Origin of the sequence: Streptomyces sp. CBMA152 (assembly GCF_014596475.1) — a bacterium.
In the GTDB taxonomy this organism is placed as follows: domain Bacteria; phylum Actinomycetota; class Actinomycetes; order Streptomycetales; family Streptomycetaceae; genus Streptomyces.
In genome coordinates, this window is the sequence record NZ_MECJ01000011.1 from 42,603 (window position 1) to 65,729 (window position 23,127).

Annotated in this window: 17 protein-coding genes; 6 read left to right on the top strand and 11 right to left on the bottom strand. The window is 70.3% G+C overall.

What is annotated here, in order from left to right:
* Positions 1-30: 30 nt before the first annotated feature.
* Complete coding sequence (locus tag BG418_RS09900; RefSeq protein ID WP_188273382.1) at positions 31-579, bottom strand: GNAT family N-acetyltransferase; 549 nt, start codon at positions 577-579, stop codon at positions 31-33.
* Between the two features lie 130 nt (positions 580-709).
* Here BG418_RS09900 and BG418_RS09905 point away from each other — a divergent pair, with 130 nt between their 5' ends.
* A complete protein-coding gene (locus BG418_RS09905; protein WP_188273383.1) occupies positions 710-1,609 on the top strand; it encodes an NAD-dependent protein deacetylase in 900 nt (299 codons plus the stop codon).
* A gap of 16 nt (positions 1,610-1,625) precedes the next feature.
* On the opposite strand, the gene BG418_RS09910 is transcribed toward BG418_RS09905, so the two are convergent.
* The gene (locus tag BG418_RS09910) at positions 1,626-2,207 is read right to left on the bottom strand and encodes a TetR/AcrR family transcriptional regulator (RefSeq protein WP_188273384.1); all 582 of its coding nucleotides are present in this window, start codon (positions 2,205-2,207) and stop codon (positions 1,626-1,628) included.
* A gap of 115 nt (positions 2,208-2,322) precedes the next feature.
* Here BG418_RS09910 and BG418_RS09915 point away from each other — a divergent pair, with 115 nt between their 5' ends.
* Positions 2,323-3,747, top strand: a complete 1,425-nt coding sequence (locus BG418_RS09915; RefSeq protein WP_223184622.1) for an amidase — start codon at positions 2,323-2,325, stop codon at positions 3,745-3,747.
* A 35-nt stretch (positions 3,748-3,782) separates the two neighbouring features.
* Here BG418_RS09915 and BG418_RS09920 read toward each other — a convergent pair whose 3' ends face one another.
* From BG418_RS09920 to BG418_RS09945, 6 genes are all read right to left on the bottom strand, one after another.
* A complete protein-coding gene (locus tag BG418_RS09920) occupies positions 3,783-4,505 on the bottom strand; it encodes a VOC family protein (RefSeq protein WP_188273385.1) in 723 nt (240 codons plus the stop codon).
* 174 nt (positions 4,506-4,679) lie between these two features.
* Positions 4,680-7,442, bottom strand: a complete 2,763-nt coding sequence (locus BG418_RS09925) for a bifunctional YncE family protein/alkaline phosphatase family protein (RefSeq protein ID WP_188273386.1) — start codon at positions 7,440-7,442, stop codon at positions 4,680-4,682.
* Positions 7,443-7,446: 4 nt separating this feature from the next.
* Positions 7,447-8,805, bottom strand: coding sequence for an ABC transporter permease (locus BG418_RS09930; RefSeq protein WP_188273387.1), 1,359 nt, complete (start codon positions 8,803-8,805; stop codon positions 7,447-7,449).
* Positions 8,802-9,794 carry an ABC transporter ATP-binding protein gene (locus BG418_RS09935; RefSeq protein WP_188273388.1) on the bottom strand — a complete coding sequence of 331 codons (993 nt, stop codon included), beginning with the start codon at positions 9,792-9,794 and terminating at the stop codon, positions 8,802-8,804. The genes BG418_RS09930 and BG418_RS09935 overlap by 4 nt, the downstream gene beginning before the upstream one ends.
* A gap of 160 nt (positions 9,795-9,954) precedes the next feature.
* Entirely contained in the window at positions 9,955-10,872 is a 918-nt protein-coding gene (locus BG418_RS09940; protein WP_188273389.1) for an endo-beta-N-acetylglucosaminidase H, read from the bottom strand.
* A 161-nt stretch (positions 10,873-11,033) separates the two neighbouring features.
* A complete protein-coding gene (locus BG418_RS09945) occupies positions 11,034-13,496 on the bottom strand; it encodes a collagenase (protein WP_188273712.1) in 2,463 nt (820 codons plus the stop codon).
* Between the two features lie 481 nt (positions 13,497-13,977).
* Between BG418_RS09945 and BG418_RS09950 the strand changes: the two genes are divergently transcribed.
* Positions 13,978-14,784, top strand: a complete 807-nt coding sequence (locus tag BG418_RS09950; RefSeq protein WP_317453586.1) for an inositol monophosphatase family protein — start codon at positions 13,978-13,980, stop codon at positions 14,782-14,784.
* Positions 14,785-15,497: 713 nt separating this feature from the next.
* On the top strand, positions 15,498-16,652 hold the full coding sequence (locus BG418_RS09955; RefSeq protein WP_188273391.1) for a MalY/PatB family protein: 1,155 nt from the start codon (positions 15,498-15,500) through the stop codon (positions 16,650-16,652).
* A 19-nt stretch (positions 16,653-16,671) separates the two neighbouring features.
* On the opposite strand, the gene BG418_RS09960 is transcribed toward BG418_RS09955, so the two are convergent.
* Together BG418_RS09960 and BG418_RS09965 are read right to left on the bottom strand one after the other, a co-directional pair.
* Positions 16,672-18,669, bottom strand: coding sequence for a PE-PGRS family protein (locus tag BG418_RS09960; RefSeq protein ID WP_188273392.1), 1,998 nt, complete (start codon positions 18,667-18,669; stop codon positions 16,672-16,674).
* Positions 18,666-20,018, bottom strand: a complete 1,353-nt coding sequence (locus BG418_RS09965; protein WP_188273393.1) for an MFS transporter — start codon at positions 20,016-20,018, stop codon at positions 18,666-18,668. Before BG418_RS09965 ends, BG418_RS09960 begins: the two co-directional genes overlap by 4 nt.
* A gap of 200 nt (positions 20,019-20,218) precedes the next feature.
* Between BG418_RS09965 and BG418_RS09970 the strand changes: the two genes are divergently transcribed.
* Positions 20,219-21,145 (top strand): ankyrin repeat domain-containing protein, encoded by a 927-nt coding sequence (locus tag BG418_RS09970; protein WP_188273713.1) that lies wholly within the window; start codon positions 20,219-20,221, stop codon positions 21,143-21,145.
* On the opposite strand, the gene BG418_RS09975 is transcribed toward BG418_RS09970, so the two are convergent.
* Positions 21,087-21,764: a TetR/AcrR family transcriptional regulator gene (locus tag BG418_RS09975; RefSeq protein WP_188273394.1), complete on the bottom strand. Its 678-nt coding sequence runs from the start codon at positions 21,762-21,764 to the stop codon at positions 21,087-21,089. The genes BG418_RS09970 and BG418_RS09975 overlap by 59 nt on opposite strands.
* 148 nt (positions 21,765-21,912) lie before the next feature.
* Here BG418_RS09975 and BG418_RS09980 point away from each other — a divergent pair, with 148 nt between their 5' ends.
* On the top strand, positions 21,913-23,055 hold the full coding sequence (locus BG418_RS09980; protein WP_188273395.1) for an NAD(P)/FAD-dependent oxidoreductase: 1,143 nt from the start codon (positions 21,913-21,915) through the stop codon (positions 23,053-23,055).
* Positions 23,056-23,127: the final 72 nt, after the last annotated feature.

The following is a 23,127-nucleotide window of genomic DNA, read 5'->3' on the forward strand; positions in this document are numbered from 1 at the left end:
TCTCCCTCTCGCTCTCGGGTATGACCGCCGTCAGTAGGTGGGCGGGTCGTCGTGCAGCAGCCGCTGGAAGAGGTGGTGGTCGCGCCAAGCGCCGTTGATGTGCAGGTACTTGGGCGCCATGCCGTACTGCTCGAATCCCGCCTTGGCGAGCACTCGCTGCGAGGCGGTGTTGTCGACCAGGGTGCTCGCCTCCACACGGTGCAGCCCGAGCTCGTCGCGGGCGATGCGACAGACCTCCTGCACGGCGGCCGTCGCCAGTCCCCGGCCCGCCCACTCCTGGTCCACCCAGTAGCCGAGGCCTCCGCTACGGAACGGGCCGAGGGCGATGCTGCCGAGGTTGATGCCCCCGACGGGCGCGCCGGTTGTCGTGTCGATCAGTACGTACGGCCGTACGCGCCCGGCCTCACGCTCCGCGAGCAGTCCGCCGATCCTGTCGAGCTGGCCGTGCTCGGTGTAGAACTCCTCGGGCCGGTACGGCTCGAAGGGCCGCATGGACCCGCGGTTGCGGCGCAACGTCTCCGCCAGACCTGCCGCGTCCGCGAGTGTGACCTCGCGCATCTCCACCCCGTTGATCACCATCCGGGCAGCATACTGACCGGGGCCTGCGGGCCCTTTCCGGGGCTGGCCCGGCGCCGGCCGTGGTGGGGCCGCCACGCCCGTTCCTGACGGGGCCGGTCCCTCTGCCCCGCCCGTTTCGTACGCTGGCTGCATGCGCATGCGCCCCACTCTGAGCTGGACCCCCGACGCGAGCCTGCCGCCCGGCACCACCGATCTGGGACCGGTCGCCGACGCGCTGGGCACCGGCGGTGTGCTGGTGCTCAGCGGAGCCGGTCTCTCCACGGAGTCGGGCATCCCCGACTACCGGGGCGAGGGCGGCAGCCTCAGCCGGCACACGCCCATGACCTACCAGGACTTCACCGGTGGCGCCCAGGCCCGGCGCCGGTACTGGGCCCGCAGTCACCTCGGCTGGCGCACCTTCGGCCGCGCCCGGCCCAACGCCGGGCACCGTGCCGTGGCCGCGTTCGCGCGGCACGGCCTGCTCAGCGGTGTGATCACCCAGAACGTCGACGGTCTGCACCAGGCCGCGGGCAGCGACGGCGTGGTGGAACTCCACGGAAGCCTCGACCGGGTCGTATGCCTCTCGTGCGGCGACTTCAGCCCGCGCCGTGAGCTCGCCCGGCGGCTGGAGGAGGCCAACGCGGGCTTCGCGCCGGTCGCCGGAGGAATCAACCCCGACGGCGACGCCGACCTCACCGACGACCAGGTCGGGGACTTCCACGTGGTGCCCTGCACCGTCTGCGGCGGCATCCTCAAACCGGACGTGGTGTTCTTCGGTGAATCCGTTCCGCCCCAGCGGGTCGCGCACTGCCGCACGCTGGTGGGCGAGGCGACCTCCGTGCTGGTCCTGGGCTCCTCGCTCACCGTGATGTCCGGGCTGCGTTTCGTACGCCAGGCCGCCCAGGCCGGGACACCGGTGGTGATCGTCAACCGGGACCCGACCCGCGGCGACCAGCACGCCGTCACCCGGGTCGCGCTCCCCCTGGGAACAGCCCTCACCACCGTCGCCGAGCACCTGGGCATCCCGGCGGACGACCCGGCGACGGTCTGACCCTGGCTACAGGGCCTCACTGGAGGCCGACGAGGTACGCGTCCAGGACGTCGTGGGCCGTCTCCGGGGTGAGGTGGCCGATGAGGACGTGGGTGGTGAGGCCGTCCGCGAGGGCGAGCAGGGTGCGGGCCGCGCGGCGGGCGTCCGGCTCGTCGGCCAGGGCGGCCGCCTCCGCCATCAGAGTCGTGAACATGTCCTCCAGCGCCGCGTAGTTGGCCCGCAGGATCGCGGCGAGGGGTTCGCTGACAGCCGCCTGCGCGAGGAAGGCGAGCCAGACGCGGGCCTCGGCCCGATGCTCCGCCCGTAGCAGCGATACCTCGGCCGCCGCGTGGCCCAGTGTGGTGCCGGCGGACTGCGCGGGGCTGCGCAGGCGCCGGGCCCGTACGCGGTCGGCGACGCGTTCGCCCACGTATCCGAGGGCGAAGACGAGCATCTCCTCCTTGGTGCGGAAGCAGCGTTGGACCGCGCCCATCGACACCTGCGCCCGCGCGGCGACATCGCGCAGCGTGACGCCCTCCAGGCCCTTCTCGTCGGCCAGTCTGCACACGGCCTCGGCGATGACCTGCCGCCGCGCCTCGTGGTCCACCTGCTTCGGCACCCGGCCCGCCTTCCCTTGACCCGCCATATTCCGATGCGCTCGCATCGGATCCCAGTCTACTATTCCGATGCGCTTGCATCGGAACGGCCGTCGCGGCGTGAGGAGAGGAACGGACATGGTCATGCGAACGCCCCGGCGGGAGAACCTGTGGCAGCTGTCGGCCACGGAGCAGGCGGCCGCTGTACGCGGAGGCGAGGTCTCGGCCGGCGAGCTCGTCGACAGTCATCTGGAGCGCATCGCCGAGGTCAACCCGCGCGTCAACGCCGTCACCCAGCTGCTGGCGGACCGCGCCCGCGAGGCCGCCGTCGCCACCGACCGCGCCCGCGCCGCCGGACAGCCGCTGGGGCCGCTCGCGGGCGTGCCGTTCACCGTGAAGGAGACCACGCCCATCGAGGGCGTACCGACGACGTTCGGCTCGCCGCGCTTCCGCGACCTGGTCGCCACCGCCGACGCCCCGCCCGTGGCCCGGCTGCGCGCGGCCGGGGCCATCCCCATAGGGCACAGCAACATGCCCACCCTCGTCCTCGCCGGCATGCACACCCGCAGCGAGCTCTACGGCGACACGCTCAACCCCTGGGACGCCTCCCGCACCCCGGGCGGCTCCAGCGGCGGCGACGCGGTGGCCGTCGCGACCGGCATGGCCGCGCTCGGCCTCGGCAACGACTCCGGCGGCTCGATCCGCGTCCCCGCCCAGTTCTGCGGGGTGACCGGCCTCAAGCCGACCCCCGGGCGCTTCCCCGCCGACCGCCGGGTCATCGGCCCCCAGGACCCCGGACCTGCATCCCAACTCCTCGTCACCGACGGCCCGTTGGCCCGCACCGTGGCCGACCTCCGACTCGCGTACGAGGCACTGGCCGGCACCGACCCGCGCGACCCGTGGGCGGTGCCCGTACCCGCGTACGGCGAACCCCTCGCCGCACCGGCGACGGTGGCGGTCGTCACCGATCCGGGCGGGCACGGGGTCCATCCGTCGATCGCCGCCGCTGTGGCCGTGGCCGCCGAGGCGCTGGCCGACGCCGGGTACACGGTCCGCGAGGTGGCGGACGTGCCACGGCTCGACGAGACCCTGGAGGCGTACATGGGCATTACGCTCGCCGAGTTCGCGCCGAACTGGCCGGTCGTCCGCACCCTGCTGGGTGAGGGCGGCGATCGCTACATCGCGATGGTGATGGCGGACGCCTCCCCCGCGACCGCCGACGAGGTGATGCGGCTGATGGGGACGTGGCTGGGCATCCGCCGCTCATGGGCCGAGTTCCTGGACGCCCATCCGCTGCTGCTGGGGCCGGTGTTCACCGAACCGCCGGTCGAGCCGGGGCTGGAGTCCCGCGACCGGGCGGGCCGCGACCGGGTCGCGTCGGCGATGCGGCTGTGCACGGCGACGAGCTTCGCGGGGCTGCCCGCCGTCGCCGTGCCCACCGGCCTGGCCGACGGACTCCCCGCCGGGGTGCAACTCGTCGGCCGGCCCTTCCGCGAGGACCTATGCCTGGCGGCGGCCGCCGAGATCGAGTCCCGGGTGGGGGTGCTGACACCGGTCTCGTAGGGCTTCGCGACGCCGCACGCCCGACGGAAGCCCTGCTACCGGGGCTTCCGTACGGCGAACTCGTTGCCGTCGGGGTCGAGCAGCAGCGTCCGGCCGCCGTCGCCCTCGCCTGTGTCGATGCGCGTCGCGCCGAGCGCGATCAGGCGGTCTACCTCTGTCTCCCAGGAGGCGTCGGCAGGGAGTGCCAGCTCGAAGTACAGCCTGTTCGTGCCCGTCTTCGGCGCCACCGGAGGACCACCCCACGTGATCTTCGTGCCACCGTCGGGCGATTGGATCGCGGTCTCCTGGTCCTGGTCCCAGACCAGCGGCCACCGCAGCGCCTCGCTCCAGAAGTAACCGACTTCCCGCGTACCGTCGCAGGACAGTGCTCCGATGAAGCCGGTGTCGGCGAGGAACTTGTTGCCCGCCTCGATGACGCAGAACTCGTTGCCGTCCGGATCGGCGAGCACCACATGCCCCTCTTCCGGGAGTTGGCCCACGTCGATGTGTTTCCCGCCGAGTTCCAGCGCCCTGGCCACCGTCTGCTGCTGACCCTCCGGGGAGGTGCTCGTCAAGTCGAAGTGCGCCTGGTTCTGACCGGTCTTCGGCTCCTGGCTCGGCAGGAAACGGATGCGGAACCCGGCGGCATCAGGGGGCAGGATCGCGACATCGTCTTCCGGCCCGTCGGCCAACTCCCAGCCCAGGACCCCGGACCAGAACCGTGCGAGGTCCGACGGCCGGGTCGCGTTGAAGCAGATCGCGAACAGATGACTGGTCATACCCCGTGCATCTCCGTTCCACTGACGATCGATGCGGTGCCCCCCGACCCGCCCTGCGAGCGGAGCCTAGGGGTGGCCGTGCGGCACCCGCATCCGAATTTCCGCTGTGGTGCATCGCGACAGGGCCCCGGCCGACGGTGTCGTCGGCCGGGGCCCTGTCACAGCTCCGCTGCGTCAGCCGTCGTTCTCCGCCGACGGGATGTACGCGCCCGGCACATCCTTGGGCGCGTAGATCTTGTTCTCGCCGGGATACGGCTTCGTCCACCCGTGCGTCTCGTACCACGTGAAGTGGTTCATCTGCTCAGGGTTCGCGAAGTCGGGCCTGGCGTCCGGTCCGGTGAGCCGCTGGTGCGACTTCCAGGTCTCCCATTGCGCCGCGAGCTGCTGCTTGTCCGCCGGCACCTTCGCCGACGGCACGACCGCCGCGCGCGGATTCTGCGCCGCCGCCTTGTCCTCGCCGCAGGTGGGTGGGGTCGTCAGACCCGCCGTCAGCGAGGTGCGGTTGGGCAGCGCGGTGAACGGGGTGAAGTCCGGCTTGCTGGTGAACGCCGCGGCCATCGGACTGGCCGCGCTGTCCTTCTGGTTCATCGGGTGGGTCCCGAGGATCTGCTCGATGGTGCGGATCATCGTGATCTGCGAGTAGTAGTGGCTGTCGACGGCGCCGTGCTTGGCCCAGGGGCTGATGATCTGGATCGGGGCACGGTGGCCGTCGACGTGGTCGAGGCCGTTCTGGGAGTCGTCCTCGACCACGAAGATCGCGGAGTCCTTCCAGTACGGGCTGTGCGAGATCGTGTCGACGAGCCGGCCGGTGGCGAGGTCGTTGTCCGCGACCTGGGCGGCCGCACTCGGCGGTCCACCGGTGTGGTCGCTGGAGAGCCAGAACATGTTCAGGTTCGCCGGACCGTGCTTCTCGAAGTCACGCTTCCAGATCTCGTACCGGTAGATGTCCGGGACGCTGGTGTCGAACTTCGCGAAGCCGGGCACCGACACGGCGTTGAGCGACGGGATCGGCGAGGACGAGGTCAGGGGGTAGGCGGTGTCCTGCCCGGTCGACCGCATGTTCTTGGTGTCGCAGTACAGGTTCTGCCAGCTCGCGTCCGCCGGCTTGGTCAGGAACTGGTGGAACTCTCCGAAGTCCCGTACGGACTTGCCTGCGGCCTGGGCACCGGTCCACAGGAAACCGGTCCGCTGGTGGCCGAGGGCGTCGTCCTCGGTGTCGTAGCTGCGCTCGTACTCACCGGCCTGCGACTCGGTGTACTCCGGGTCGTCGGCCTGCATCAGCCAGTTGTGTCCCTCGGCGGAGTTCGTGCCGATGTCATACGTGTTGTCGTACAGCCCGAACTGCCGTGCCAGCGCATGCTGGTTGGGCGTCACGTTCTCGCCGAACTCGGTCAGTGCAGGGTCGCCGTTGCCCTGCGGCATGTCACCGTAGACCTGGTCGTAGGTCCGGTTCTCCTTGACGATCAGGAAGACGTGCTTGATCGTCGACGGGTCGCCGAGCCGCACGGGAACGGGCACCGGCTGCGCGTGGCCCTTGCCCGCCGCGACCGAGCCGGCGGTCCAGCCGTTCTGCTGGAAGACCTTGGCCGTCTCGGACTTGATGACGCTGTCCTTGGGCAGCAGGAACCGCTGCAGGCTCGATGTCGTGTCGTGGGTGCCGTGTCCGGCGCTGTTGGCCGGGCGTCGGGCGTCGATGCCACGGGTGTTGGAGACCCACACCTCGTTGCCGACGGTGGCGATCTGCGCGGGGAAGTAGTCCGTGGGGAGCAGCCCGACGTAGCTGACCGGCTCCTGCGGAGTGGTGTACCGGTAGACGGCGACGGCGTTGGCGCGGCCCAGCGTCACCAGCAGGCGGCCGTCGCGGGAGAACGTCACCGCGTTGGGCTCGTAACCCACGGACGCCTCGGGCCACGGCTTGGTGGAGATGGTCTGGACGACCTTGTTCTTCGCGGTGTCGATGACCGAGACGTCATTGGTGGAGGTGTTGGCGACGAACAGCGCGCCCTTCCTGGCGTACAGGGCGGTGGGGTGCAGACCGACGTCGATGCTCGCGACGGCGGCGGTCGGGTGCGCCAGATCGATGACGCTGACCGTGCCGGTGGTGGTGGCCGCGGTCACCGGGTCGGCGGGCACCGGGGTGTTGTACGAGTTGATCGTGGTGTCGCCGGGCTTCGCCGGGCGCCCGCCCTCGTTGCTGACGTACAGCTTGGAGCCGACCTTGACGATGTCGCGCGGGGCGTTGCCCACGGTCCAGCTCTGCTGGACGGCGCCGGTCGTGGCGTTGAGGGCGACCACCCGGTTCTGGCCGTTGACCGCCGCGTACACGGTGGAGCTGTCGGGCGAGAACGCCGCCGCGCCCACCAGCGCGTGCTTGAGCCCGTCCGCCGGGATCTTGACGGACACGGGGGTGGCGAGGCTGCCGTCCGGTTTCACCGTGAACTTGGTGTAGCCGTCGGTCTGACCCAGCCAGAGCTGCTTGCCGTCAGGCGAGTACGTCGGGCCTTCCTGGCCCACGTCGTTGCCGCTGATGCGCAGATCCGCCGAGGCGGAGTCGCCGATGAGCTGCTGGACCTTCCCCTTCTTCAGGTTCACGATGTCCAGCGCCATCCCGCCGTCGGCGACCGAGGCCGCGAGGTGGGTGCCGTCCGGGCTGACCGTGGACGACATGATCTTGCCGTTGTTGATGACGAGACGGCTTCCGTACGGGGCGATGTACTGGTCGCTGGAGACGACCTGGCCCTGACGGGTGACCTGGCCGACCTGATCCGTGCCGAACTGCGTCGTCTGGGCGAAGGCGGTGCCGGCGAGTGCGAGGGCGACAGCGGCGATGCCCGCCGTTGCCAGGGGTGTTCGGCGGCCGACGCGTCTGCCGATGCGTTTGCCGACAGAGCCGGAGCGCCCCTTCTCGGCACTCCGACGACGGCGGGTGACCTGCATGGACTCATCCCTTCGGGGTGGCGGAGAGCAGCTCGACATTGCCGTCGAACTGCCAGAGGGGGTTCGGCGCGTCCCCGGTCGCGGTCCGCACCAGGAAGTAGCCGTTCACTTCCTTCGGCCCGTCGCCGTCGGCCACGAACCGCCCGTCCGCGGCGACGTCGAGTTGGTAAATGGCCTGTCCGGTGGTCGCGATGCCGGGGAGGTGCCAGGAGACGACACAGCGCCAGTCGTTGCCCGGCCCATGGGCGCCGGAACTGACGTTGCCCTTGGTGCACGCCGCCGTGGCCTTCAGCTGCGCCTCGGTGACGGCGGGACGGTTGAGCTGCTCGGTCTGGGTGCGATAGAGGTGGGCGAATGCCGCGGCCACCGAGCGCTGTACCTTCTCCTGCTCGATGCCGGAGCCGGTGGCCGTCGTGGCCGCGGCGACGACGGCCACCGTCCCGGCGAGCAGCCCGGCGAACGGCAGGACCGCGACGCCGAGCGCGCGGCGCCCCGGCCCGTCGTGCGCCGGGTTGGTGAAGTCGCGCCGTACGAAGAGGAGATAGGCCAGCGCGGTCGCGGTCGCGGCCCACAGCAGGGCGACCGCGACGCCGATCAGGAGCGGGCCACCCTGCACCGGGCTGGTGAACAGACCGTTCCAGGCGATGAACGCGTAGCCGGGCAGGGCGAGGCGTGCGGCTACGGGCAGCGGCAGTATCTGGGCGAGTTGCATCGCCAGCGCGACGAGCACCGGCAGCAGCAGCCCCATCGGGGAGCGGCCGAGGGCGACGGACCCGAGCAGCCCGATCGCGGCGAGGGCCAGGGTCGGGGCCAGCACACAGAGCCAGGCGAGCAGCACCTTCCCCGCGGCGTCCGACGAAGTCACCGTGTGCCCGTCGAGGCCGACCAGCGGATGATCGCCGACCGCCGCGAGCCCGCCGACCGTACTGGAACAGGCAAGTCCCACCACGAGCAGCACGATGACGGTGAGACCGGCCAGCGCCTTCGCCGCGAAGATCCGCCGGGGCGAGCGCACCGCCACCAGGAGGTGGCGCCAGGTGCCGAGCCGGTCCTCGGAGGCGAACACGTCACCGGCGACCACCGAGGTCAGCAGCGGGAGCGCCCAACTCCCCGAGAAGCCGAGCGTCACCAGCGGTCCGGCCCACCCGGTCGCGTGCATCCAGCGCCCGAAGAGCGTGTCCGTGGGCAGCGTGCTCTGCTGGGCCACCGCGGCGACGAAGACGCCCGGCACGATCCAGCAGGCGAGAACCAGCAGGCGTACGCGCCACTGCGAGACGAGCTTGACCAGCTCGAAGCGGTACGCGCGCACCACCGGGACGCGGCGAGCACCGGGAACAGGATGGGCGGCGACAGCCACGGTCATCGTCCGGCCTCCTGCGGCTCGGTCCGCGACTCTTGTTGTCCTTCGACGGTCGGTTGCTCGATGAAGGATTCGGTGAGGGACAGAAACGCCGTTTCGAGCGGCGAGGCCACGGGCGCGAGCTCGCGCAACGCGATGCCCGCATGGACGAGCCGCCTCACCAACTCGTCGAGGGCGGGCACCAGAGCACGCACCACGAGCACGCCGGGGTCGTACCGCCTCTCGACGTCGTCGACGGTCCGTACCCCGTCCGTCTCGGCCGCCAGCCGACGAGCGGTGTGCGGGTCGGAGGTGAGCAGCCGGTAGTCGAGTTCACGGTTCTCGGCGGCCAGCTTGCCGAGCGGGCCGGAGAAGACGACCCTGCCGGTGGCGAGGATGGTGACCTCGGAACACAGTGCCTCGACGTCGTCCATGCGGTGGCTGGAGAGCACGACACCGGTGCCGTTGGCCGCGAGCCGGGTGAGGACACCGTGTACGTGTCTCGTGCCGGCCGGGTCGAGGCCGTTGGCCGGTTCGTCGAGTACGAGCAGTCGGGGCCTGGTGAGCAGTGCGGCGGCGAGTCCGAGCCGCTGGCGCATGCCGAGCGAGAAGCCGCGGGCCCGGTCGTCGGCGACATCGGTGAGCCCGACCTCGTCGAGCACGGCGTCGATCCCCGCTGTGCGCGCGTCGTGGCCGCGCAGGGTGGCCAGCGCGGCGAGGTTCTGCCTGGCGGTGAGCGAGGGGTAGAGACCGGGCCCGTCCACGAAGCCGGCGACACCGTCGGGCGCGGCGAGCCCCCGCCCGACCCGCGTCCCCAGGATCTCCAGGCGGCCGCTGTCGGCGACGGCCAGTCCCAGCAGGAGCCCGAGCAAGGTCGTCTTGCCCGCGCCGTTCGGTCCGACCAGGCCGTGGATCTGACCCTGCGCCACATCCAGATCGACGCTGTCGAGCGCGATCACGTCGCCGAAGCACTTCGTGATCCCACGAGCCTGGAGCGCCAGCAGTGTGTCCATGAGCCCCTTCTTCCGGGAGTACCCCCAACAGAACATAGGGACGGCACACGACGCGGGCAGGGGCTGCCGGTTGAAGGACGAGGGAACGGAAGGCGACCGTCATCTGACGCGCCGACAGCGAACGGGCTCGTGAGCCGGTCCAGGCAAGCCCACTCCCCACTCACGGGGTGTACACGGCATCGCTTCCGTACAGCTGCCGGGTGAACGCGGACACATAGGTGTGCCGGTCCGAGCCGTCCAGGTTGTACGTCAAGTAGACACCGTAGCCCCCGCTGACGGTCCGCCTGGCCAGGCTCGCCGCAGTGCTCGACGACGTCGATCCGAAGTCGATGGCGGCCGGTGACAGGTTGGCCTTCGGCAGGGCGATGCCGGGCACACCCCAGGTGCCGTAGTACGGGTTCCAGGCGTAGGTGAACTTCGACGAGATGTCCACGCCGCCGTAGGACAGCCTCGTCGCCGACGGGCCGATGTTGTAGAGCGAGATCAGCTTGTTCGGCATGTTCTCGCGCAGCGCGGAGACCAGGTACACGAACGAGCTGTCGTTGGGCTGCCCGGTGCCGTTGTTGCCGTATTCGGCGTACTCGTCGTCGAAGTCGATGCCGTCGAGTCCGTACGTGCTCACGGCGTCGGACAGCTGCTTGGCGAACGTCGAAGCGGCCGCGCCGGAGGGGAAGTTGGCGAACCCGGCGCCCTGGTGGTTGCCGAGCACCGACAGCATGACCTTGATGCCCTTCGCCTGCAGCGGGCGGATCTGGGTCGCCGCGTTGTCGAGGACGCGCTGCACGTTCGGGTTGAAGTACAGGTACGCCGACTTCGTGGCGGTGTCGTAGTTGATGTTGGCGGCGAACACCACGGCGATGTCGAAGACGTTGCCGCCGCCGTTGGCCAGGCTGTACTTGCCGACGTTGAGCATGCTGTCGCTGTTCACCTCGATGTAGGCCACCGAGGTCGGCCCCCGCTTCTTCGCCGCGGGTGCCCCCGCCGCGGAAGTGGTCGCCGTCGCGCCGACCGCCAGTGCGGCGGCTGCCAGGAGTGCGAGTGCGGTCACCCGTTCTGTGCTGCGGCGTGATGTGCGCATTGCCTATCAGCCTCCCGTCGCATGGCGTGGGCGCCCACTCCGGCCCGACCGGAGCGTGACATACCACGGACCGGCCTGGAAAGGGTGCCTCGCCACCTCGCCCGCCCGCGCAGAGCGGACGGGCGAGGTGGAGCGAGCAGGATCGGCTGCGTCTGAGGACCTCAGTAGGCCGTGGTGACCGTGACGCCGCTGAACGCCGTCTGCGCGTACAGGCTGATGTACCGGTATCCGGCCGTGGTGTTGGTGACGGTGATGCTTTCGGTGTTCCCGGTGTTCGTCGAGCGGGCGGTGTACGCCGACGGGGTCGCCCAGTTGTCGGGGTTGTAGTAGAGGTCGGCGTTGCCCGTACCTCCGGCGGTCGTGACGTGCAGGGTCACGGTGCCGGCCGGCAGGTAGAGGTACAGGTAGTCCAGGTCGCCCGCGTTGGCCGAGCGGCCGGAGCGCGAGCAGTTCTGGCCCAGGGCGCGGGTGTCGGCGCCGGTGCAGGCCGGCAGGGCACCGCTGAGGGTCACGGACTTGGTGGCGGTGGAGGTCAGGCCCTTGGCGTCGGTCACGGTCAGGGTGATCGTGTACGTGCCGGGGGCGGTGTAGGTCTTGGACGGGTTGGTCGCGGTGGACGTGGTGCCGTCGCCGAAGTTCCACGAGCGCGCGGTGATCGTGCCGGCGGTGTCGGTGGACTTGTCGGTGAGGTTCACCGTCAGGCCGTTGACGGCGGCGTCGAAGGCCGCGGTCGGGCCGTTGCCCGTGGCGCCGCAGGCTCCGGCGGCACACGCGTCGAGCCAGCTGTTGAAGTCGGCGTCGTAGCGGGTGCCGATGCCGGTGTTGTAGACCGCGTATCCACCGGCGTAGTCACCGGTGCGGAACTTGGCCAGCATGTTCTGCACGTCGGCGGGGTGCTTCTCGACCATGTAGCGGGTGGCCAGGTAGCCCCACGGATACGTGCGGGTCAGATCCGAGTTGGCGTAGGTGCTCTGCCACAGGGTGCTCAGTGCGTAGGTGTGCTGGGCGGCGTCGGCGATGGCCTCGGTGTCGGGCAGGCCGCGGTAGCTGTAGGAGACGTACTCGGCGAAGCCCTCGATCCACCAGATGTCCGGGACGGCCTGTCCGGCGTTGAAGTCGCCGGCCATGTCGTAGCGGCCGTCGAGGTAGTGCGTGTACTCGTGGTTGAGGTTCCAGATGTCGCCGGGGAAGCCGTCGCCCACGCTCTTCACGTACGAGAGGAAGCGGGCCTGGTTGGCCGGGTCGGAGGGGTTGCCCTCCAGGTACTCTCCCCCGTTGTTGGTGCTGTTGCCGAAGATCCAGCCGGAGTACGTCTGGTAGTCCTTGGGGCTGGCGAACGTCACGATCTCGATGTTCGCGTTGTGGTCGTCGGCGACCGGGCCGTTGTCCTTGACGATGGAGTGGAAGTACGCGTCCTGGCCCTGGAGGCTGGTGCAGGCCGCGGTGAGGGCCGCGTTGGTCAGGGACTGGGCGCGGAAGGTGTGGGCGGCGTCGCAGTGGTACGTGATCGGCAGCGCGGCGGTCGTGAGCTGGCCGACGAAGTCGCAGGTCCCGTAGGACGAGCACTGGGCCTTGTCGTACGCGTCGGTCATCGCGGCGACCCCTACCCACAGGGGCGCGGTCGCACCGGTGATGGCCGAGTCGCCGAGCAGCCCCTTGACCAGCGGCCTGACCTTGGCCTGCAGCGCCGGGGTGTCGAGGAAGCGCGCGGTCTCGGTCCCGGCGTTGGAGTCGAGGTAGAACCAGTTGTCGTTCAGCTTGGCCAGGTGGTTGTGCGCGAACGTGCTCAGCGTGTCGATGATGCTCGGATCGGCGGTCACCGCCGTGATGAACGCGGGGTTCCAGTGGCCGCGGAAGATCGGGGTGAACACGTCGTTGACGGCGGTGTCCATGCTCCAGTACGCGTCGTAGGAGCTGTTGTAGCCGTTGAGCACCTTCTGATACGTCTTCAGATAGCGGGCCTGCTCGTTGGCGCTGTCCGTCAGGATGATGACCTCGCCCATGACGTCACCGTTGGCGGAGCTGACGTCCATGAAGTGCGAGGACACGAAGAAGGTGTCCAGCGCGGCCTCGGTCGCCGAGGCGAGGGTCGCGCCGTACGGCCCGACGTCGGAGGCGTGGTTGTACTGCACGTAGTAACCGGCGCGCAGGAACAGCACGAGCTGTGCCACCTGGGTGGAGTTGTCCCCGGGGTATGTCCGCGCCGTGTTCTGGAACGCGTTGGCGATGGTGACCATCTGCGCTTCACTGAACACGTTGTGGGCGTCGGTGCCGGTCACGGCGAACAGCGTGTTGACGCAGTCCAAGGTCGACGCCTGCACGAAGGCGACCAGGGCCGATCCGCTGCGGCTGCCGAAGTCGGCCGGGGTGCAGGAGGCCGCGGTCAGGCCCTTCCCATGGCTCGGCTTCGACGGGGCGGTGCGGGACGGGACCGGGTTCTGCGGAGGCCGGTGCGTGGCGTCGACCGGGGTGCGGCGTTCGTCCGCGCGGTCGGACACGGCCGCGGCCGAGCCGACCGGCGGCGGGGCAGTGTGTGCCTTGGGCTGGGCCGCTCCGCCATTCACGGGTCGCGGGGCCGACCCTCGGTGATCGTCCGCAGCGGCGCGGCCCGCCTGCGCGAACATGGCTATCGACAGGCACAGGGCGAGCGCGAGTATGAGCAGGCCGCCGAGTCTTCCTCTTGGCCGTATTGGTCGTACTGGTGGGGTGTTCACGTGCCGCCTCCCAGCGGAGTGAAAGCCGCGCTGCGACGCGCGGCGGTGGGGGATCCCGCAGGCTGCCCGGCCCGCCCGGCCCGCCGCCCCTGTACGTACGGGCGTGTCCGGGCAGGCTCCGATGACCCGCGGGCCGTGCTGATCCGTTGGCTTGAACGCGACTTGCGGTGGTCGCAGCCGTAAAATTGCACATGTCACATGGCTTGTGAAGGGAGCGCGGGTAAACCGGCGGCAATACCTGGCAGTTGGGGTCCCGCCGAGGCTGCCCGGGGCAGCTGTGAGGAGGGGACCAGAGGGGAGGAACGGGGCGAGGGCTGTCAGATGGGGCCAGCCGTGAAAGGCTCGGCGGATGGACTACGCGTGCGATGCCCCACCCGTTGACCGTGAGCTCGTGGACTTCGCCGTTCGCCTGGCCGGCCGTGCCGGGCAGATGTCGGCGCGAGGCTTCTTCAGTGAGGGCTGGCACGGTCATCTCAAGGAAGACGGCAGCGAGTTCACCGACATCGACGTGGCGGTCGAGGAACTCATCAGGGACGAGTTGAGCCTCCACGTGCCGGACGACGGGGTCTTCGGAGAGGAGGGAGGCGCGACCAGCGGGTCATCAGGACGGCGATGGATCATCGACCCCATCAACGGCACGAAGTACTTCACGCACCGGGTACCGCTGTTCTCGAACGATCTCGCCTACGAGGACGAGCACGGGCCTGCCATCGGCGTGATCAACATGCCCATGCGTCAGCAGATGATCGTGGCGGGTCGCGGTCTGGGCTGCTGGGTGCTGCCCGGTCCGGACCCGGATCTGCGGACGGGCCACCGCGCTCGGGTCACGGAGCGGACCAGCCTGGGCGGGGCGTGGACGCTGATGCACAATCCGGCCGGATGGCCGGAAGAACTCCTTTCCGCCCTCCACCGCCGGGTCCTCCTGGTGCCCTCAACAGGCATGATCGCGGCCCTTGTGACAGGCCGCGCCGATGCGGGCATCATCGCCGGCCCGCCGATGGGCTACGAAGACGTCGCCCCCATGCCGGTCATCGTCACGGAGGCAGGCGGCCGGGTGACCGACCTGGGCGGGGCGTCCGTACTGGAGGGCGACATGTCGGTGCTGGTCACCAACGGCGGACTGCACGACGAGTTCCTGCAACTGGTGAAGGGCTTGCCACGCAGTCGCGACTATCGGGCCCTCTTGCACGGTGATTAGCAACTTCGGCATTCTCTGAGGTCTGCGGCGCTCACATCAAGATGCGTACATACACCCGGTCTCTGATGGTGCCTCAACTCCGAACGGAGTGGTGACGCCCACCACCCAATGCCCGTCGAATGTGTCTCTCCCGAGGACCATACGACTGCACGCAGGGCGGTCTCACCACCCGCGGTACGCGTGCGCGGCCCGCCACCACGACCGTGCTGACCGAGTGAACGCGATCGCCGGAACCCCCACCGGACCTGCGCTCCCCGCCCCGCTCGACGGCACGACCTACACCGACAGCGGCCTGGCCTCCACCTATACCGTCGCCCCCGTCGACAACTCCGTTACGGTCGGCCTCCGTTCAGCCCCTGTGACGGCTACGACCACGACAGCGACAACGCCCCTGGCGAACTGCTGGACCACGGACAACGTCTCACACAACCTGGCCGGGCGGTCGTACTTCGTCGGCGACAAGGGTTACGCGATCGGCACCGGGCAGTACACGGGCCCCACACCCCCGACGGAGCCGTACCGCACTGCTGACGAGAGAGCGGGTCCGCGCTCTCCGCATCGGCGCTTCCGGGCGCTTGCGTCGAGATCGAGATGGCGGTCAAATACTGAAGGTGACTGCCATTGGTGGGCGCGGCTCCCCATGCGCCGGGGCCGAAGAGTGCTCAAACCCTCTCGAAGAGCTTTCGCTCGACCAGCTGCATCAGCGCGGGAGCATGAAGTGGCGCACGTATCCGGCGGATGTCCTGCCCCTGTGGGTGGCGGAGATGGACGTCCCCCTCGCGCGGCCGGTCGTCGACGCGCTGCGCGAGGCCATCGACGCCGGTGACACCGGATACCCCGCCGGAACCGAGTTCGCCGAGTCGGTGGCCGGTTTCGCCTCGCGCCGCTGGAAATGGGACGGGACGGCGGTCGACCGGACCGCCGTCGTCCCGGACGTGATGATGGGCGCGGTCCAGGTGCTGCGGCTGATCACCGACCCCGGCGACCCGGTCATCGTCAACTCCCCGGTGTACGCGCCCTTCTACGCCTTCGTCACTCATGACGACCGCCGGATCTTGGAGGCACCGCTCGGGCCCGATCTCCGCATCGACCTCGACACGCTCGACGAGACGTTCCGGCGCACCCGGCAGCAGAGTGGCAAGGGCAAGATCGCCTATCTCCTCAGCAGTCCGCACAACCCCACCGGCACGGTTCACACCGCCGGGGAGCTCGCCGCCGTGGCGGAGTCGGCCCGACGGTACGGAGTCCGTGTCGTCGCCGACGAGATCCACGCGCCACTCGTACTGCCGGGCGCCGACTTCACGCCCTACCTCAGCATGCCCGGTGCCGAGGACGCCTTCTCGCTCATGTCGGCGAGCAAGGGCTGGAACCTCGCCGGAATCAAGGCGGCGCTCGCCATCGCCGGGCCCGAGGCCGCTGCCGATCTGCGCCGGATGCCCGAGGAGGTCCACCACGGCGCCAGCCACCTGGGCGTCATCGCCCATACGGCGGCCTTTCGCCACGGGGAGAAGTGGCTCGACGCGTTGCTGGCAGGGCTCGACGCGAACCGAGCCCTGCTGGGTCGGCTCATCGCCGCGCACCTGCCCGGGATCGGCTACGCCAGGCCGGAGGGAACGTATATGGCCTGGCTCGACTGCCGGTCCCTCGGCCTCGCCCCGGAAGTGGGCTCCACGGACCTCGCCGTCGTCACCGACCTGGCGGGCCCCGCACGGCTGTTCCTGGAGCACTCCAAGGTGGCTCTCTCCTCCGGCCACATCTTCGGAACGGGAGGAGCCGGGCACGTCCGGCTGAATTTCGCCACCTCACAGTCCGTCCTCACCGAAGCGATCACCCGAATGGGACGCACCGTCGCCCACCACACGCGCTAGCCGAACAGGCCCCGCCTCGTCATGGTGTGGCACTGGCCGAAGGGTCGATCCGCTGGAGCATCTGTTCCATGACGGGGATGGGCAACTCCGGGTGCTGGGCGGCTGTTTGTGCGGTGTCGGTGTCCCGCAGCAGCCGGATCAACACCCCGGCGGGCAGTCCGGGATACCGGGCGGCCGCGTCGCGTACGCGCTCGCGCGGGTCGTCGAGCAGCCGAACGGCCGACTCGGGTGTCAGCCGTGGGTCGGACGCGGCCCGGTGCCGTACTTCCTCATCGCTGTCCCGGCTGAACCTCTCCACCAGCTCGGCCGTCGACTCCGGGTCGTCCAGGGCCAGTTGACGTATCCGCGCGTTCGGGTCGTCGGCGTAGCGGAGCAGGTTGCTACGGGGGAAGTTGGGGTGGCCGTGCGGGCGGTCGGGATTGCTGAGGCTGCCGGTCCACCACCGCCATACCCGCAGCAGCATGTCGGCGGGCGCGTCGTCACAGGACTCCGCGAGGAAGAGCTGGACGACGCGGTCGTCGTCGCGGGCGAGGAGTTCGACGACGTCCGGCGGCAGGTGCCGGGCCCGGGCGACGCTTCTGCGTACGAGGGGGTGGGAGGAGGCGGCCAAGCGGCGCATGGCGCCGGGATCCTCGTGCAGTGCCATGACCCAGTCAAGTGGGTAGGAGTGAACGCGCGGGTCGAAGTCGACGGGGATGGCCGCCCGCTGCTCCTCGGTGAGGTCGGAGCGTCGGGCCACCACGGAACGGACGGTCGCGTCGGGGTCCCGGGCGAGGAGGCCGACCAGGTCCGGGTCCAGATGTGGGTTGCCGGCGAGGGCGCGGCGCTGGGCCGGTTCGCCGTGGTGGGCCAGGTGTTCGGCGAGGTCGCGCTCCAGGCGGCAGGTGTCCACCGCGCGGTCTTTGAGTCCTTCGGTCTCGAAGACCGACCGGGGCATCGGGTGCTCCTGGTGGTACTGGAACAGCGCCTCGACGCGAACCTTGCCGGAGGGGTCGTGGAGAAGTTCGCGCCGAGCCGGAGTGTCCAGATGAGGCCAGGCCCTAGGGCAGGCGGAGGCCCGTACGGACGCGTCGTCGTCAGCGGCCAGGGCGGTCACCATAGGTAGGGGCAGTCCGTGCAGGCGAGCCGCCTCCTTACGGATGTGGGCGCGGGAATCGGCGGCGAGCTGCTCGTACGCGGTGTCGGTGAGCTCGGCGCGCCGATCCGCCGCGAGCAGCGTGAAGATCCAGCGGTGCCGGGGTTCCTGCTCGCCCAGGATCAGACGAGCCCACTGCTCCGGCGTGAGATACGGCTGGGCTTCGGCCAGCAACTGCCGCACTTTGCGGTCCGGGTGGACGATGGCCGCCTCGACGACCGCTGGCGGCAGACGGCGCCACAGGAGGTAATGCGACAGCCCCAGGAGACGGGCGCGCAGCTCATCGGGGGTGGCCGGGTTGAGTGCCAGCCCGTGCGCCCACATCTCACGCACCCTCTCCGACGGCCCCGGCCCCTGGAACAGCGACGCCCAAGCGGCTGCCGCCTCGTGCGGGCTCTCCTGGCACGCCGCCCGAGCGGCTGCCTCCTGCCACTCTCGGACGCGGTCCACGGCGATCAGCCGGACCTCGCCTTCTCCCGTGGTCACCCCCAGCAACGTGTCCCCGTCGATGGAGAGGGTGACGAACTCCGGCTGCCCGGGCCGCTCGCCCAGCACCCCGGCGAGGTCCCACTGATCCATGAGCCGCACCCGCGTCCAGCTCCTGGCCACGCAGCCTGTCCCGTTGCCCGCGACGTCGACGAGGAAGACACCGTTTTCACCGAGGATCCCGCTCGCGGCCGCGAGTCGGTGCCACTGGGCGTTGAGCTCGGCGACCAGGTCAGGTCGGTCTGCCCTCACCTTCACGGTCGGCGTCGCTTCACCGGCGACGACCGGGCTCCACGCGGCCCGGGGCGGCAGTACGTCCTCGGTCTTGCCGTCCCCCACGATGTGCAGCCCGGCATGCCGCAGCAACTCCCTGAACTTGTCTCTCCCACCCGTCATGAGAGCTCATCCTGCCCGAGTCTGTTCCCTGTCGGGTCGGCGCCGTCGCCCAGGATCTCGCGCCGGACGGGGTCGACCGCGACCGGCCCGGCCTGCTCGGGTCGGCGCGTGCGGACCGGGGTGAACAGCGCCAGCACCGCGGTGAGCAGACAGCACGCTCCGGCTGTAAGACACACCGCGCCCGTGCCGTACCGCTGCGCGGCCCAGGTGAGGACGGCCGCGCCGATGGGGGCCGCCGAGTAGTGGATGGTCCAGAAGGCCGAGGTGACGCGGCCGAGCAGGTGGTCCGGGGTCACTTCCTGCCGCAGCGACATCGAGCAGGTCCCCGACACACTGACGCATCCGAGGAACACGGCGCTCAGGGCCGCGATGCCCGCCACGCTCGCGGCCGAGCCGATCGCCGCCAGGGCGAGCCCGCAGACCGCGACGCCGCCGGTCCAGGTCACGCCGAAGCCGAGCCGGTGGCGGATCGGGGCGACGAACAGCGCCCCGACGACGGTGCCCAGAGCGCCCACCGCGAAGACGGTGCCGACCGCGCCGTCGCCCTGGCCGAGGTCGTGCTTGAGGTGATAGATGATCAAGTCGTTGAGGCCGAGCGTCAGAAAGCTGAAGACCGACAGCAGAATTGTCAGGCTCCGCAGCACCGGATGCCGCCGCAGGAACGACACCCCGGCGGCGAACTCCTTGCCCATCGACTCCCGCCGCGGGCCCTCCGCCGCGTCACCGGACGGCTCCGCGCGGTCCTTGAACCGTACGAAGTGCAGACAGGCGGCCGACACCCCGAAGCTCACCGCGTCGACGGCGACGGCCGCCGCCGGGCCCAGCCAGGCCGCCACCACACCCGCGAGCAGCGGCCCGACGACCCCGGCCGCGGCGGCCGTCGCGTTCAGCCTCCCGTTGGCCTCCGTGATGCGGTCGCCCGGCACGAGCGCCCGTACGGCGGTGACATACGTGACGGAGAACAGCATTCCGACGGCCTCGGCCAGCGGAAGGACCACGTACAGCAGCCAGATCTGCGGGCCGAGCGCCCACGCCAGCGGTATCAGCGCGTACAGCACCAGACGGACCAGATCACACACGATCAGGAGCTTCCTGCGGTCCAGCCGGTCGACCACGACCCCGGCGAACACCCCCGCGCCGACCGCGGCCGCGCCCGCCGCGCCGGTCAGCAGACCCATCTGCGCGACCGAACCCGTCGCGTGCAGCACCAGCAGCGGCAGAGCGATCAGAGCGAACGAGTCACCGACGACGGAAAGCGTCTGCGCGGCCCAGAAGACGCCGAAGTCACGGTCGCGCCACAGCGAACGCGAGCAGGCCGACGGGGGCTCGTCACCGGGGAGTTGAGGCATTCGGGGAGGGTAATACGCGACGTGCGCGAAGTCCCGGCATTTTCCCCCGCCGACGACTGTCGTGGATCCGAAGTCGCTCGGTGGGGCCGGGGCGTTGTCAGACCCGTGTGCGAGCGTGGGGGTATCGGGACTCGTACGGAGCCCTTCGGATCACTGTTGGAGGGGGCACGGTGACAGTGCAGGATGACGGCTGGACCGGTATGGGCTGGGACTGGACGAACCACGACGACATCCGTCAGCGCCTCGACCAGGGCGCCGACCCGGAGGCATGGAGCGGGGGGCGGCCCCTGCACCGTGCGGCGGTGCTCGGCTCTGCGGAGGTTGTCGGGGAGCTGGCCCGGCGGGTGGCGGACGTGGACGCGCTGGAGAACGGCGTAACGGCGTTGTGGGAGGCCGTCGTTGCCAGGCAGCCGGACAACGCACGGGCCCTTGTCGCCGCCGGGGCCGATCCGTGGCGACCGTCGATCGCGGGCTGGTCGCCGGGGCGGCTGAGCCTGGCCGGGCCGACGCCAAGGCTGTTCACCGTGCCGGCCGGTGAGCGCCTGACCGATACGGAGCGCGCGGCGGCCGAGGAGGCCGCGCGGCTCATCGGCGCACTGGGCAGCTTCTACTACGAGGGCACGGGTCTGGCCTGTGTGGCCGGGATCGACGCGGCCGAAGCGATACGCCGCCTGGAGGCGACGCCGGCGCAGGACGAGGTTGTCGACGAGGTGTTGGAGGATCCGTACGCGTACGAGATGGACGAGATCCTGCCGATCGTCGGTGTGACGTCCGTGCCGGGTGGCTGTGTCGTGACCCAGCCGTGGGGGTACGCGCCGCAGATGCCGGGCGTGCTGACCCGGCTGTCCGCCGGGACCGTCTGCTACGGCCTGTACGCCAACCCCAAGAGCGGCAACCAGGGCAGCATCGCCCGCGACGGGTCCATAGACGGCTGGGATCTGCACCCGGGCGGTGGTCCCGATGTGGGCGACTCCCGCGAGGCGGTCCTTGCCTCCTACCTCTACCAGTACAACGCGGTGGCCTTCTCATGCTCCTTCGCAGGGCTGCGCCTGACCGATGCCCGCGCGGTCATCGGACCGCCCGATCTGTGGGTCCAGCTGCCACCCCACGACTACTGGAGCCACTGACCGGCGAGTGGCGGGCGACGGCGCCCCAGCCGCTCTCCAGGAGGTCGAAGACACGCGTGACGGCCTGGCGGGGATCCGCGCAGCCGCGAGCGGCACGGGGCGCCTCCAGGGCGAAGTGGGCCAGGGCGGCGCAGATCGGGTCGTCGGCCGGAAGTCCGCTCTCCTCGGCGATCACACGCGCGAGGGCGTTTTCATGGCGCAGCCACATGCCCTGGGCGTAGTCACGCAGGGCAGGGGTGCTGTCCACGAGTTCCGTGAACGCGCTGAAGTCGGCGTCGCTGTCCACGGCTGCGATGCGGTGGCGCAAGGCGTGTTCGCGCAGGGCCGCCGGGATCGACTGGCCTGCGGGTCGATCGACCACGGCGGCGAGCAGGCGGGCTTCCTGGTGGGCGTCTTCGTCGAAGACGAGGGCTTCTTTGACCGGGAAGTGCTTGAACAGGGTCGTGGTGGACACATCAGCGGCGTCCGCGATCTCGCGGATGCCGACCTGCTCGTATCCGCGCTCAAGGAAGAGCCGCAGAGCGGCCTCGGCCAGGGCTCGGCGGGTGGCGGCCTTCTTGCGTTCGCGACGGCCCTCCGGGGCCTTCCCCGCGGCGGCGGTCGTGGTGGTCTCGCTCATACAAGGACCGTACACCCTTGGGTTGCTCAACTTCAAAAGTTGAGTCGTTGCACTTATTGAGCCGGTGTGCTCTTCTGGAATGGCGGCAGCCCGGCACAGTCCGGCCCTTCCGCGTCCTCTCCCTCTGCCCCGAAAGGCTCGATCAGCCATGCCCACTCCCCGCATCGCGATCATCGGCGCCGGCCCCGGCGGTCTGACCTGCGCCCGCATCCTCCAGCAGCACGGCATCACCGCGGCCGTCTACGACCTGGACGCCTCCCGTAGCGTGCGCAACCAGGGCGGCACCCTCGACATGCACCCCGACTCCGGCCAGCACGCCCTGCGCGAGGCCGGCCTCTGGCACGACTTCCTCGCGCAGGCCCGCCCCGAAGGTCAGCAGATGCGCCTGGTCAGCCGCGACGGCCGCATCCTGTTCGACGCGATGCCCCCGGAGGCCGACACCACCGAGGGCAACCCCGAGATCGACCGCGGACAGCTCCGCGACCTCCTCCTCGACTCCCTCAAGCCCGACACCGTGCGCTGGGGGCACAAGCTCACCCGCGCCGAACCCCTCGGCGACGGCACCCACCGCCTGCACTTCGCCGACGGCAGCACCACCGACGTCGACCTCGTCGTCGGAGCGGACGGCGCCTGGTCCAAGGTCCGCCCCCTGCTCTCCGACGCGACCCCCCGCTACACCGGCGTCACCTTCGTCGAGACCGGCCTCGACGACGCGGACGCCCGCCACCCCCGCCTGGCCGAACTCACCGGCAACGGCACGATGATGGCGCTCGACGACAACCAGGGCTTCGTCGCCCAGCGCAACAGCGGCGGCCACATCCGCATCTACATCGGCATGCGCACCGCACAGGACTGGCACGAGCAGGCGGGTCTCGCCCTGACCGACACCGCCGCGGTCCGCGAGGCACTCCTCAAGAAGTTCACCGGCTGGAGCCCCGACCTGCTGGGCTTCATCACGGACACCGACACCGGCTACACCAACCGGCCCCTGTTCGCCCTGCCCGTCCCCCACACCTGGACCCACACCCCCGGCGTCACCCTCCTCGGCGACGCCGCCCACCTCATGTCCCCCTTCTCCGGCATGGGCGCCAACCTGGCCATGCTCGACGGCGCCGACCTCGCCTACACCCTCATCGAAGCCCCCACCGTCGACGACGCCCTCCGCGCCTACGAAACCGTCATGCTGCCCCGCTCCGCCGAGGCAGCCGAAGGAGCCGCGGAAGGCATCAACGGCGCCTTCTCCCCCGACAGCGCCACCCAGACCCTCGCCCACATGACCCAGCGCCACTGAGAAGTCGCCTACGCAGGGGCGCCGTTGGGTTCTCGTGCGGGGCGGGTACTCCTCCCCCGCCCGCGCATCCGA